Annotated in this window: 14 protein-coding genes; 10 read left to right on the top strand and 4 right to left on the bottom strand. The window is 41.4% G+C overall.

Translation table 11 applies throughout. The annotated features are described in order from the left end of the window. Positions 1-598: 598 nt before the first annotated feature. Entirely contained in the window at positions 599-2,242 is a 1,644-nt protein-coding gene (locus AS034_RS03325) for an FAD-dependent oxidoreductase (RefSeq protein ID WP_082641618.1), read from the top strand. 77 nt (positions 2,243-2,319) lie between these two features. Here AS034_RS03325 and AS034_RS03320 read toward each other — a convergent pair whose 3' ends face one another. Beyond that, positions 2,320-2,919 (bottom strand): class I SAM-dependent methyltransferase, encoded by a 600-nt coding sequence (locus tag AS034_RS03320; protein WP_058297531.1) that lies wholly within the window; start codon positions 2,917-2,919, stop codon positions 2,320-2,322. Between the two features lie 104 nt (positions 2,920-3,023). Here AS034_RS03320 and AS034_RS03315 point away from each other — a divergent pair, with 104 nt between their 5' ends. Next, positions 3,024-3,518: a metallophosphoesterase family protein gene (locus AS034_RS03315; RefSeq protein ID WP_058297530.1), complete on the top strand. Its 495-nt coding sequence runs from the start codon at positions 3,024-3,026 to the stop codon at positions 3,516-3,518. 44 nt (positions 3,519-3,562) lie between these two features. On the opposite strand, the gene AS034_RS03310 is transcribed toward AS034_RS03315, so the two are convergent. Continuing rightward, positions 3,563-4,387 carry a GNAT family N-acetyltransferase gene (locus tag AS034_RS03310; protein ID WP_058297529.1) on the bottom strand — a complete coding sequence of 275 codons (825 nt, stop codon included), beginning with the start codon at positions 4,385-4,387 and terminating at the stop codon, positions 3,563-3,565. An 878-nt stretch (positions 4,388-5,265) separates the two neighbouring features. Then, a complete protein-coding gene (locus AS034_RS03305; RefSeq protein WP_058297528.1) occupies positions 5,266-6,327 on the bottom strand; it encodes a DUF3900 domain-containing protein in 1,062 nt (353 codons plus the stop codon). 181 nt (positions 6,328-6,508) lie between these two features. Between AS034_RS03305 and AS034_RS03300 the strand changes: the two genes are divergently transcribed. The 6 genes from AS034_RS03300 (at position 6,509) to AS034_RS03275 (ending at position 10,610) form a co-directional block, all read left to right on the top strand. After that, positions 6,509-7,483 (top strand): cation diffusion facilitator family transporter, encoded by a 975-nt coding sequence (locus tag AS034_RS03300; RefSeq protein ID WP_032088393.1) that lies wholly within the window; start codon positions 6,509-6,511, stop codon positions 7,481-7,483. 122 nt (positions 7,484-7,605) lie between these two features. Then, positions 7,606-8,232, top strand: coding sequence for an NUDIX hydrolase (locus AS034_RS03295; protein ID WP_058297527.1), 627 nt, complete (start codon positions 7,606-7,608; stop codon positions 8,230-8,232). 524 nt (positions 8,233-8,756) lie between these two features. After that, positions 8,757-9,197, top strand: coding sequence for a membrane lipoprotein lipid attachment site-containing protein (locus AS034_RS03290; RefSeq protein ID WP_032088074.1), 441 nt, complete (start codon positions 8,757-8,759; stop codon positions 9,195-9,197). Positions 9,198-9,343: 146 nt separating this feature from the next. After that, complete coding sequence (locus tag AS034_RS03285; RefSeq protein WP_058297526.1) at positions 9,344-9,886, top strand: DinB family protein; 543 nt, start codon at positions 9,344-9,346, stop codon at positions 9,884-9,886. A 161-nt stretch (positions 9,887-10,047) separates the two neighbouring features. After that, on the top strand, positions 10,048-10,245 hold the full coding sequence (gene cspD / locus AS034_RS03280) for a cold-shock protein CspD (protein ID WP_032088076.1): 198 nt from the start codon (positions 10,048-10,050) through the stop codon (positions 10,243-10,245). Positions 10,246-10,379: 134 nt separating this feature from the next. Next, entirely contained in the window at positions 10,380-10,610 is a 231-nt protein-coding gene (locus AS034_RS03275; RefSeq protein ID WP_058297525.1) for a hypothetical protein, read from the top strand. A 105-nt stretch (positions 10,611-10,715) separates the two neighbouring features. Here the strand turns inward: AS034_RS03275 and AS034_RS23295 are convergent, their stop codons facing one another. Then, on the bottom strand, positions 10,716-10,847 hold the full coding sequence (locus tag AS034_RS23295; protein ID WP_272867395.1) for a hypothetical protein: 132 nt from the start codon (positions 10,845-10,847) through the stop codon (positions 10,716-10,718). A 220-nt stretch (positions 10,848-11,067) separates the two neighbouring features. Here AS034_RS23295 and AS034_RS03270 point away from each other — a divergent pair, with 220 nt between their 5' ends. Both AS034_RS03270 and AS034_RS03265 read left to right on the top strand, forming a co-directional pair. After that, entirely contained in the window at positions 11,068-12,555 is a 1,488-nt protein-coding gene (locus tag AS034_RS03270; RefSeq protein WP_058297524.1) for a glycine betaine uptake BCCT transporter, read from the top strand. 124 nt (positions 12,556-12,679) lie between these two features. Further along, positions 12,680-13,459, top strand: coding sequence for a nucleotidyltransferase domain-containing protein (locus AS034_RS03265; RefSeq protein WP_058297523.1), 780 nt, complete (start codon positions 12,680-12,682; stop codon positions 13,457-13,459). Positions 13,460-13,470 lie beyond the last annotated feature (11 nt).

Genomic DNA, 13,470 nt, shown 5'->3' with positions numbered 1-13,470 from the left:
TTAGTCTTTGTATAACTCGAACTAATTTGTATGAGATTAAGCAAATTAGTTCGGGTTTTTTAATTTGTTCACTGTGCATTTAGAATATAGCTAATTACAGCGGTTGATTGGAGTGCAAGACGAAAACACTCCTGCGGGGAAAGTAGCGGACGTGAGACCTTTCCAGCTACAGGGCTTAGAGGCACGTGTCATAAGCCAAACCGACCAAGAAGGCAAAGAACGCCTTCGTGGCTGATTCGTCTTATGCCACACGCCTCTCTTCAAAGCCCTTCCGCTTTTCTTCCGGCAGGGAGGTACGACCGAGGAGGCTCACGGGCTACCCGCGGAAAGCGAAGTCTTGCACGGAAATCATTAGCGTTGTTTAGACTCCGTTCTAAAAAGTTCGTCTTTAGACATTGGCTTTTAAGTTTTGTCCCAATCTCGTTTTTAAGGCACTTGATAATTTTTATCCCAATACAAGCAAACATTTGTCACAAAATATACACCTAGGGGTATATTGTTTTTTCTTATCTATCTTCATATAATGAAGATGTAAGCAGAATTTAAATTAAATTTGTGAAATGTTGAACAAAAAGAAAGGGAAAAGAGGAGAATGATAATGAAGAAAAAAATTGTCATCGTGGGTGGAGTTGCCGGAGGGGCCACAGCTGCAGCTAGATTGCGCCGGTTAAGTGAAGAAGATGAAATTATTATCATCGAGAAGGGGGAATACATCTCCTTCGCAAATTGCGGACTTCCTTATTATATCGGTGGGGTCATCTCCAGCCGGGAGGCACTATTAATTCAATCTGTAGAAGGGATGGCAAAAAAATTCAACCTCGATATCCGTAATTTCAATGAGGTCAGAGAGATTGATCGTGATCAAAAGAAGATAATCGTGAGAAAAGTTAAAACTGGTGAAACATATGAGGAAAGCTACGATAAATTAATCCTGTCCCCGGGAGCGCGCCCAATCGTTCCTTCCTTGGAAGGTCTTACTGATGCAGGAAATGTGTTTACTCTAAGGAATATCCCGGATACAGATAGAATAAAATCCTGGGTCGACGACAAGAAGCCTGAATATGCAGTGATCGTAGGCGGTGGATTCATTGGTCTGGAGATGGCGGAAAATCTTCAACAGCGCGGAATGAATGTTTCCGTGATTGAATTGGGAAGTCAGGTAATGGCTCCGATTGATTATGAGATGGCGTCAATTGTAAACCGTGAACTTGAAATCAATGGGGTCGAATTATACCTCAATGATGGAGTGAAAGCGATAAAAGATCAAGGGCGCACAATCATACTTCAGAGCGGAAAGGAACTAAAAAGTGATATCACCATCCTCTCTATCGGAGTGCGTCCGGAAAATGAACTTGCCATTAATGCAGGTTTGACATTAGGAGAGCGTGGAGGAATTGCAGTAAATAATCATCTTCAAACAGAGGATCCGGATATTTACGCCATTGGCGACGTGATTGAAGTAAAAGACTATATACAAGGAACACCGGCAATGATTCCACTAGCATGGCCTGCCAACCGGCAGGGACGCCTCGCCGCAGATCATATAAATGGCAGAAAAGCGGAATATAAAGGGACCCTGGGTACGTCTGTAGCAAAAGTATTCGAACTGACCGTTGCTTCTACAGGGAATAATGAAAAATCACTTAAACGTCTGGGTGTAGAATATGAAGCTCTGCATATACACCCATATTCCAATGCTTCCTATTATCCAGGAGGCAGCCAGCTCTCAATAAAGATGCTATTTCACCCTAAAACAGGTGAAATATTCGGTGCACAAGCGGTTGGATATAAAGGTGTTGAAAAGCGCATCGATGTGATAGCGACAGCCATCAAAGGGAAATTAAAAGTATGGGATCTTGCCGACCTTGAGTTGGCATATGCTCCTCCTTACTCTTCTGCGAAGGACCCTGTTAATATCGCGGGTTATATTGCCGGAAATGTAGTGAGTGGAGATTTGAGTCTCGTACATCATCATGAAATTGATGAGATTGTTAACAATGGGGGCGTTCTTATAGATGTAAGAGAACCTGAAGAAAGGGAAGTTGGATTTATTTCAGGCTCAATTAATATCCCATTAGGGGAACTAAGAGAACGGTTAAAGGAACTGCCTGATGAAATGCATATTTATGTCAATTGTCAAGTTGGGTTAAGAGGGTATTTGGCAGTTAAAATCTTAACAAACAATGGAATTAAGGCAAGCAATCTAAGCGGCGGTTATAAAACATATGCGTTAAGTAAGTGATTTTAAAAGAGAAGGGTCTTATTCCCTTCTCTTTTAAAATTCTTATGGATTAATGGATAAGATAAAGATTGCAGAAATTATTTTTCGCATTTTACCAAAACAGTTAATGAAGGACGTATTTTCTTGTAGGATGTCTCGATGTTCTTAAATCCTGCGGAGGTCAATCGTTCACTGATCTCCCTGCCATAGCCCCGCGCCCTGCTGTCCTTTTCTTCTTCCCCTCGGGGCTGAACCGTTATCACCAGCGTTCCCCCCGGCTTCAACATATGATATAAATGGGATAGGGCTTTGTCCGTGTCAGACCACAGGGGGTAGTTGTTTACTGAAAAGATGTGATCATATTGTTTGTCTTCAAGCTGGAACTCAGAAATATCGTGTACGAAGAGATGAACCTTTTCTTTTTTGATTGCATCCTTATTCTTTTGACCCGCGGCTTCCTTCATGGTGGAGGAAATATCGACACCATCCACCGTGCAGCCGGGGTATTTCTGTATAATTTTCTGGATGCAATATCCCGGTCCATACCCTATTTCAAGAATATGGTCCCCCCTCCGGATCGGCATCTTGTTGATGGACCATTTATTGATTTTTCGATTATCTATTTCCATTACCTTGCCAACCATCCATCCCAGGATGCCTTTAGGCTGTCTGAATTGTTTTTGCAGTGAAAAAGTCATAGGATCTCCTCTTTTAAGATTGATAATACAATCATTCCACCATATGTACATATTGAAACATGTTTAAAGGACAGTTTTAGAACATGAAGCAAGGAGGGAGAACAATGAAAATAACAGTGCTTTCTGATACTCATCTGCCGAAGGGGAGAAGAAAGCTTCCCGACAATCTCATCAAGGATATACAGGAAAGTGAGTTCATCATCCATGCAGGGGATTTTCAGAGTGCAGAGTCTTACAAAGAGATAGCGCGATTCGGAGAGTTGGTGGGGGTCTATGGAAATGTAGACGACCGGGAGATAAGAAACATATTGCCAAAAAGAAGGGTATGTTTGATTAATGGTGTAAAGATAGGGATCGTACATGGTGACGGCAAAGGTAAAACCACTGAAAAGAGAGCAAGGGAAGCCTTCGATAATGAGGAAGTCGATATGATCATTTTTGGTCACTCTCATATCCCTTATTTGCGTTACCATGATGGAGTGCTGCTGTTCAATCCCGGATCACCCACAGATAAGCGGAAGATGCCGGTGTTTTCACACGGGCTGATGGAAATCGAACATGGTGGAAGCTGGTCGATCCAGCACAAGTTTTATTCATGATGAAAGAAGGCGGAGAAATATCATCACCTCTCCGCCTGCTTCGCTTACAGCTTATATCGATAATAGTCCTGACTGTAAATCGTCCGAAAACCGCTTGTTTCATAAAGTTTCAGAGCATGGCTGTTTTCAGCTGCAACATCCAGGAAGATGTCATCCGTCCATTTTGATTCTTCAGAAACGACATAAGAAAGTGCTTTCCGCCCGATTCCTCTCCGTTGGTATTTGGGGTCGATGGCAAACCCGTAGATGAAGCTTTGCCCCTTGATGCGCTGCACGCGGATTTTTCCGACAGTCTGCCCGTCAGCCTCTATCATCAAGCTTTTCAGTCCCTGCTCAGTGAGCATTTGTTTAAGCATGGCTTCCGCATCGGTGCGGCTCTGTCCGAAACAGTCGATATCCAGCGATATGCATTGAGGAATATCATCTTCAGTCATTCCTCTGGTCATCACACTCTTTGACAGTGTTATTCCGCTGCCAGGCTCCCATTTCATTTCATATTCAGTGAAATCATAATCAGCATCAATGGCTTCAACAAATGTTTTTCCCGAACCAGATGTGCCCGGGACATTGATCAGCAGGGACCCGGCATTTCGGTCTTTTAAAGAAATCATGGCCTTTTTAAACAACTCTTTAAATATCCCTTCTCCCCTATGGCCGGGATGGACCATTCCACATAATTCATATTGGACTCCGAAACCGTATAGAGCCAGAAATCCAAGCAGATTTTTATTGGAATAATGAAAGAAGTCATCATGGTCAGCTGTGCGGTGTTGGAGCATATCCCAATTCAATTTAAGTTTGATTCCCTCATGTGTTTCACAAATATCCTGCAATGCTTTTATGTCATCCAATTGTTTTTGATTCAGCATAATACCCTCCTGTTAAAAGATGGAATTTTCTTACTGATTTTATGTGATAATGCTTGGTTACACAACATTTTTTTATGGAGTGATTGTGAAAAATATGTAAAGAACCTTCCCCTGATGGCGAACAATAAAGTGAAGAGTAGGCCGTCCAGTCATCTTTACACGTTCGAAGGGTGGCCTTTTACTGTTTTGTAGTCCGGCTAAGCGTACGGATCAGGGTATGTATCTGAGCTTTTGATCTGGATTTCAATTTTGTGCTCGAATACCGGTTGGTTTTGCTCGAACCTGTCTGTATTGTGCTCGAAATCAGGTTATTTGTGCTCGAAAACTCCCCTTTTATGCTCGAACTGTCGAATCCAGAGTACGTTGACTAACACTGCACCTTCAAGCGCTTGGACATCAGAGGGATATTTCTACCTGGCAGGGGTATTCAATCATTTTATGAGAGGGCCCCTCTCACTTAAGTGCGGTATTTTTAATATAAGTGCTAAATTTTGATTATAAGTGCTATATTCTTCAGTTTATGTGCGAACTACCGATTTTCCAACAATATTCGACACCCGTAAACATCTATATACCTGTACCGGTATTTAGAGGAGATCTCTCCGTTATATCCAATTCTATAAAAAATGCTTCACAAACCGGTAGAGCAGCCACAACCATTTTCTTAACTAGTGGTTGATTGGTTGATTGAAGCACATGGTCATGTCACATGCGGGAAGGTGCCATCCGCCTGCTCATCGGCAATGGCGGTCTTGAAAGCTGGTACCCGGCTTTGTTTAAACCATTTCCAAGAAGCCTGCTTGTTTAGAACGAAAAAACCGTACCTAAATTGTATTCCCCAATTAGGTACGGTGTATCTAAAAACAATCTCAACTGGTTCACTCTTTCATTTGAATCCGCTGAATCACTTCATGCAGATCATCCGGTTTTAAAAATTCGAGAGGGGAGAATCCTTTTTCGAACATAACCGAATCGCTTTCAATCATCAGAATATACCTGCCGTTGACTTTTGCTAAATGAATGCTGTCTCCGAAGTCGGAGAGGAGGGCTTTCACCGATACATGGTCAAGCTTCACTTTCAGCTCCACCTCGGGCGACTGTTCGACGATCTGGGAGGCAGCTTCCACTACTTGATCGGTGGAAAAGCGTTCTTGCAGTTCCCGCTTCGGACTGATTGCCCATTCTTCCATTGCCTGCTCGAATTCGACCCGTTCGTCACTTTCTTCATTATATGTCTCTTCAATATGTTCTTTGACCATACCGTAAACCTGGGATTTAACGATTTCAGGCATTGATTTCTCGAATTCCACCCATTTCAGGAAATCTTCAAAGTAACGCGAATGTGATGACTGGTGAATCTTTAGTTCGGCGGCATCCATCATCCCTTCTTCAGGCATGAAGGGATACTGGACCGATTTCATATTTTTAGTGGTGATGGCCATTTCAACGTTATGTATAAGTGTCGATGCATCGGTGATCCGGGCAACCTTTGGTTCGAAATCGCACTTCATGATGAAGACAAACGGGTCATCGAAAAATTTGGTTAATTTGGCTGTAGCGATGACCAGAGCCCCGCCCCTGACCGCACTGGTTTCGATATACATTTGTGCCAGCTGGTCACAGGCTTCCCTGAATGTTTCTTTGTCTTCTGCGGACCTTGTTTTATGAAATAAATTGTAATTTGGGTTGGAGGTTAATTCATGTCCGGGTTCAACAATGAATCTGCCAATTTTCGTAGGGGCTGAGTCAGACTTGGCGTGACGGTCAACCTTTCTTTTCACGATCTTTGTCAACTCACCGTCCAGGAATGTTTTCAGATCACTTTCTTCGTATTGTTCTGTTGTCAGGGTTTGGAAGTGTTTAACATGTTTCTCTGCTTCTTCGCCTTTTCCGTCGACTTGAATTAAGTAAAAAGATAAATATTGAATCTTGAACTCCATTTTTGAACTCCATTTCCTTTGAGGATGTTTTTTCTTTAAAGAATTCCTCTGTTTTTTCAGTATAAGTAAGCATATATCGTTCGTCAATTCAGTAATGAATTTTAGTATTTAAGGGATACTAGGGGGAACTGACTTATTAACACCGAAGTAGATATTTTCAGGAAGGAAGAAGGTGAAAGATATGGGACAGCAATCAGTATGGGAGCTGATTAAGAAAGGAAATAAGTCCTCTTTGTATGCGATGATCGGCAATACGGTACTGGCAATCGCAAAAGGCGGGGCTTATATTGTCAGCGGAAGCGGTGCTATGTTTGCATCATCCATGCACTCACTGGCTGATTCAGTCAATCAGGGGTTCGTATTTATCGGCAGTGTCCTGTCTGAAAAAGAACCGACAAGGAAATTCCCCACAGGTTTCGGAAGAGTTATTAACTTGTTTTGTATGATTGCGGTTATAGTCGTATCGATCATGGCTTACGAAACTATAAAAGAAGGTTTCCATTTGATTAGTCATCCGGCAAAAGTAAAAGGAATCCTGCTCAATGTATCCATTTTACTGTTGAATATCATCATCGACGGAGCGATTTTAGTGAAAGTCATGAAAGAGATCGGGGAAGAATCCAGGGATATCAGGAAGGGTTTAGGAGTCGTGACAGGAGCGGTCAAGAATGTAAAGAAAGCGTCCCCTCCTACAAGGCTTGTCTTTTATGAAGATATTGTGGCTGTAAGCGGAGCTGTTTTTGCCCTCATTGCGGTCATTGTTTCTTATTATTCCTCCTTTTTATTATTGGATGGAATCGTCACCATCATCATAGGGTGCCTGATGGTATTTGTTGCTTTCAGGGTTGGGTATGACAATATGGTCGGTTTAATCGGAGTGGCAGCCCCTAAAGACGTAGAGGATAAAGTAGGTAAAATGATCCTCGAGCATGAACAGGTAGTCGATATTTACAAGATGAGAATCATCCAGGAAGGAAGATATTATCATGTCGAAGCGTATCTTGAGCTTGAAAGAGGTCTCCAGTTATCGCAGGCTGACGATATTAAATTCGCGATACAGGATCAGTTAACCTCGGACCCTGACATTTCTGATGCGACTCTCGGCATCCTTGAAGACGACGGCATCAGGAAGTGGAAGAGCAGCAATATTGATTGAATTCCTATCACTCTGCAGTATCGTCTGTGTTTCAAATTAATGATCCTTCGCAGTTTCTTATCATTTGGTCCACCCTCAGATTCATATTATAATGTAAGAAAAGTGAAACTGGGGGTAGAAGAATGGACGCAGAGCATATCATGCATTCAATCATGGGGCGCACCCCGAAAATCCTCGGCAGCGAAAAGTATAGTGAATTTGCCATTTTTGTGCCTTTGATTGAAGTGGATGGGGAAACACATATTTTGTTCGAAGTCAGGTCTTTTAATATGCGCAGGCAGCCGGGGGAAATCTGCTTTCCAGGAGGTAAGATCGATCGCGTCGACAGAGATGCGGAGGGTGCAGCCCTGCGAGAAACCTCAGAAGAATTGGGGATTGATCGAAAGATGATTTCAGCTGTTCAACCGCTGGACTATCTGGTATCTCCTTTTGGGACAATTATCTATCCTTTTGCTGGAATCTTAAATGTGGATGTAAAGGACCTGGACCCGAACAAGGCGGAAGTTGAAGAGATCTTTACCTCCCCTTTAAGAGAACTTCAAATGAAAGAGCCTGAATTATATAACATTGAATTTAAGATGGAGCCAGAAAAAGGGTTTCCATATGAGAACATTCCCGGGGGAGAAAATTATAACTTTCAGGCAAGAAATATGAAGGAACATTTTTATTATTATGAGGACAAAGTAATTTGGGGACTGACGGCAAGGATTCTTCATCATTTTATTGAGCTCATCTCAGATAATAAATAATTTTCAACACTTTATTACCAAATTGGACATACTTATTCGATATATACTTTCTTACAGCAAGAGTTTTGTCTGAGAAAGTATTTTTCCATATGTTCTTGTCGGCATTTGTTTGGTTTGTTTCCGTTTAAAAAGAGGTAAATAGTAAACAAATAAATGTATGACTGGAGGTAATTACATGATTATTCGTGCTAAATCATGGAGAATGCTCAGTGTTCAGGAAAAAATGTTTATTTTGAAGGCGGTATGTAATAAGACCAATCAGCCCCGGAAAGTCGCGGTGAAATGACATCCTATTCTATTACGGACTAATTCAACCGGAGAGAATTTTACTGATTTACCATATATGAATCTGCACCCGATGGAATTCTCTCTTCCTCATTGATTCCCCAAAACGACCATCCTTTTCTGATCCCGCAATATTTGAAGTTACACAGGCAATCTTATGTTAAAATATATCAGAAGCAACCACCGTCCCTGCGGGGATGGGATGAAGCAATAGACAATATGCAGGAGGAAAGTGAACATTGAAAAAGTACATACTAGTCTTTACGATCTTGTTAATCATTTTATCAGGATGTAATCGCAACGCAGCTGAGATGATTACGGATGGTAAAGTCATCATCAACAAAGAAGACAGCACCGTCACTTTTAAAGGCATGCTAACCGACCGCAATCTGGATGTAGACACACCTTTCCAGGCTCGCTTTTTTCTTCAAGGCGGCACGATCAGAAACGCCCTTGGCAAGGATCTGATTTATACAGATAAAGAATTGAAAAGCGATTCGGATTTAAAGAAATCTGAAGAGTATGAGGTGGAAACGACCATCGAATTGAAGCAGCCTGACAAAATCGACGAGTTGATAAAAGCGATAAAGGATAAAGACGAAAAAGTGGTCACGATTGAAGTGATTAACGATAACGGACGGCTGGATGATAAAGTGATACATAAAGTGGAAGAGAAATAGAGCCTGATTACGGCTCTTTTTTCTATTAAGCGGACTGAAGGAGCCATATTGTCCATTCTGTATCATGCTTTTTCTTTACAATCAAGGAAGGAATTGAACAATTTTTATCTAATAGTTAGTAGTGGGATACGAAAGGGGTTATAGAGATGGATGATTCAATCTTTTTGATTAAGGAAAAAAAGGATTTTAAAAAGGACTTTTCACTGCTTGCATCAATGATGGATTATGCGAGATTAACAACGATTCAGGAGGTTGAAAATCTTTCCGTGGAAGAACTGGATTACAGGGTTCACGAAGAGGCAAATTCAATCGGGATGCTACTGGCTCATTTTGATGCAGTTGAAAAAATTTATCAGAAGCTTACCTTTGAAGATGTAAGTGATGAAGAGGTGGACCGTTACGCTGATTCGCTCGAGCCTGCACTGAGCCTTGGTAAAGCTGCTGAAGTGATCAAAGGAAAGGAAGCCGGTGAGTATCTCGCGCAATTAAGCGGGACCCGGGACAGGACATACAGCAAGTTCAGGGAGCTGCCGGAAGAATGGCTCTATGAAGAGACGGATTGGTGGTATGGGAAGAAAGGAAACAACTTTTTTAAATGGTTTCATGTGTTCGAGGATGAAATCAATCACCGCGGACAGATACGCATGATAAAAAAGATCTTCAGCAAAGAAAAGGAAACGGTCGAATAAATTGATCCGTTCTTGAGTTTTGGTGGTTTGTCTGTTATAGTATATATAATTATTTTTGTTCGGTTAATCCTGTTCGGGCAGAAGAACATTCGTCTTGAAACTTAATCGAAACAAGAATATTAATATTTTTATGTGCAACTGCACTGGGAGGTACTTGTTTTATGCTACAAGGTAAAGTTAAATGGTTCAACGCAGAAAAAGGTTTCGGTTTCATCGAAGTTGAAGGTCAAGACGATGTATTTGTTCACTTCTCTGCTATTCAAGGTGAAGGCTACAAGTCACTTGAAGAAGGACAAGACGTTACATTTGAAATCGTTGAAGGTGCTCGTGGACCACAAGCAGCCAACGTTCAAAAGTAATTAAATAGTAAAACTGCAGACAGAGTACGTTTTAGCGTACTCTGTTTTTTGATGAATATATAAAAACGCCTACATACTAGAAGTGACAAATAGTAACGTCTGTTTCAAAAATCGTAACGGAGGGGTGATGGAATTTGTGGGGATATTTTAAGAAGTTTTTTATCTTTGCAGGAGTATTTGTCGGGACGAGCATTGTATTGAGCATCATCACAGGATTGGTACTTACCTATTTCTATGAAGAAGGCGGCTTTACAGGTCATCCATTGATAAGCACACTGATTAACGTGATTTCAGCGGGGGTGGCTGTTTTGGCTGCTTATAAACCCTTTAATAAAAAGGTGAGATATTCTGGGGAGATCAAATAACTCCCTTTTATAACATAAGTAATGAAAGACAAAGAGCAAGAGACCCGAAAAAATAGGTCTCTTGCTCTTTTTATTAAGTATACAGCTCTTGAATACTATGTCTGATTACTTATTGTTTTGGTTTTGCTGCTGCTGTTGCTGTTGAGCAGCTTTACGAGCTTTTTGAGCTGCGTTTTGCTCTTGAGCGAATTCAGCTTCATTTTTTTGTTGTTGTGGCTTTTGATTGTTGTTTGTCATGGTTATCACCTCCGTCCATCTTAAGATGTCCGTTTGCAAAAGAATTATTCTATAAAATTATTTTTTTCTCTTTCTCATTCTATCTTCGCATTCCATCCACTCCAGGCGGATTTTATCTTACCTTTCAATCTTTTGATTAGCCGTATTATAGTTGGGGAAATACTAAGCTCGTATCATTATACCCGTACGTTTCAATCAGGAAGAAAGAAGGAGGATAATGTTGAGGAAATTTACATCAATGTTTTGGATATCAATCTCGATTGGTATCGTTTTTGTGTTATGGGGAGTGATCTTTCCTGAAAATCTGGTTGCTGTAATGACAGATCTGCAGGCGGTGCTCCTTGATAAATTTGGATGGTTCTATCAATTCTCGGCTACTTTCTTTTTTGTGGTTGCTTTATTTTTTGCATTCAGTAAATACGGAAAGATCAAATTGGGCAAGGATGATGATAAGCCTGATTATTCGACTCCGACCTGGTTTGCCATGTTATTTAGTGCAGGTATGGGAATCGGCCTCTTATTTTATGGTGTGTCGGAACCAGTCTCCCATTATGCCTCTCCTCCATTCGGAAAAGGGAACTCGATTGAATCTGCAAAAGTCGGACTGCGATACACGTATCTTCATTGGGGGTTTCATGCATGGGCCATCTATGCAGTAGTCGCATTGGCGCTTGCTTACTATAAGTTCAGAAAAGGTCTGCCTGGACTGATGAGTGCGACTTTATATCCAGTCATCGGGGACAGAACCAAAGGGCCAATCGGGTATATTGTTGATATCATCGCAGTATTTGCAACGATTTTCGGAGTGGCGATTTCGCTTGGAATCGGAGCGCAGCAAATAAACAGCGGCTTGAATTATCTATTGAATATCCCGGTAAGCTTCACTATACAGCTGATCATTATGGGGATTGCCACCATATTATTCATTACTTCTGCTGCATCAGGACTTTCAAAAGGAATAAAATATTTAAGTAATGTCAATATGCTACTGGCTGTTGTCTTATTCTTCAGTTTCTTGTTATTGGGCCCGGCACAGTTCGTGCTTGAATTATTTTTAACCACATTCGGAAGTTACTTGCAGAAGCTTCCAAGCATGGGGCTTAGATTTTCACCTTTTAATAAGGAAGATAATCAATGGGTCAAGGACTGGACCATCTTTTACTGGGCATGGTGGATCTCGTGGACTCCGTTTGTCGGAACATTCATCGCACGGGTATCGAAAGGGAGGACGGTCCGTGAATTCATTGTCGCGGTCATTATCGTGCCTACCCTGGTTTGTTCGCTATGGTTTGGTGTGTTCGGCGGGACAGGATTATATTTTGACGTGATCAAAGGAGTGGATGTAGCCGGGCAGAGTCTTGAAACCGCTCTGTTTTACGTCTATGACCAGATGCCATTAAGCGCTCTGCTTTCGGTCATATCACTGTTTCTGATCATTACATTCTTTGTGACATCTGCTGACTCTGCAACATTTGTTCTTGGAATGCAAACCTCAAATGGAAGTCTGAATCCCCCGTTTTTTGTAAAGTTCAGTTGGGGTATCATTCTGGCTGCCATCGCGGCAATTCTTATGGGGACAGGCGGGATAAGCGGGCTTCAGGCAGCGACTATCATCACCGCACTTCCTCTCGGGGTAATCCTTCTGGTCATGACATATGGGATGCTGCTTTCATTCCAGAAAGAAATAAATGGGGCAAAAAATAAATAGATAACAACCAAGCCCCCTGGAAACCTTTGGGAACCAGGGGGTAATTAATTTTTTATAAGAAAAATAATAAAGAAATGGATGACCCCTTCGCAAATTCTAAGATAAGAAAGGATGTATAACGTCCATGGACCGAATAATCAGCAGTCTTTTAGAACTGGAGGAACAGTACGGAATTAAAATCCTATACGCAGTGGAGGCAGGGAGCAGAGCCTGGGGATACGCGTCAGAACATAGCGATTACGATGTAAGGTTCATTTACGTTCATCCAGTACGTCACTATCTCTCCCTTCAAACGAAAAGGGATGTAATAGAAAAGAAGGTGGATTACCAGTTAGAACTGGCGGGATGGGATCTGAAAAAAGCTCTTTCTCTCCTTCACAGATCGAACCCCTCCATTCTTGAATGGTTAACAGAGGAAAACATTTATCTGAAACATGATTCAATAAAAAAAATCAGGGACCTGTCGAAACATAGTTTCTCGGCTTATAAGGTGCTTAAACATTATGTAAGAATGGCAAAAAAGAATTTGAATCTGATGGAAGAGCCGTATACACAAGTAAAAGACTATATTCATATCATCAGACCATTCCTATCAAGTTTATGGCTCTTAAAGCTGCGTACTTTTCCTCCAAATCAAATCGCAGCCATAATGAAAGAGTTGAATCTCGGAGAATCACTCAGAAGAGAAATTGAACACATCCTGCACCTGAAAATACAAGGCAAGGAACAAATGGACAGTCAGTATTTCTCTCATTCAGTTAAAAAAATAAAACAAGATCTCGGAGAAATAGAAACACATATATCGGGATTTGTCGATAAGGTAGGAGACATTGAAGAATTCAATGATGTTTTTCTCCATATTCTCGAAGGAATTTGGGGTAGAAAAGGGGAGGGGATTGACTGATTAACGGTTAG

Origin of the sequence: [Bacillus] enclensis, assembly GCF_001456935.1 — a bacterium.
GTDB classification, from domain to species: domain Bacteria; phylum Bacillota; class Bacilli; order Bacillales; family Bacillaceae_B; genus Rossellomorea; species Rossellomorea enclensis.
Note: the sequence above shows the minus strand (reverse complement) of the source record. Positions and strands in the feature narration are given on the sequence as shown.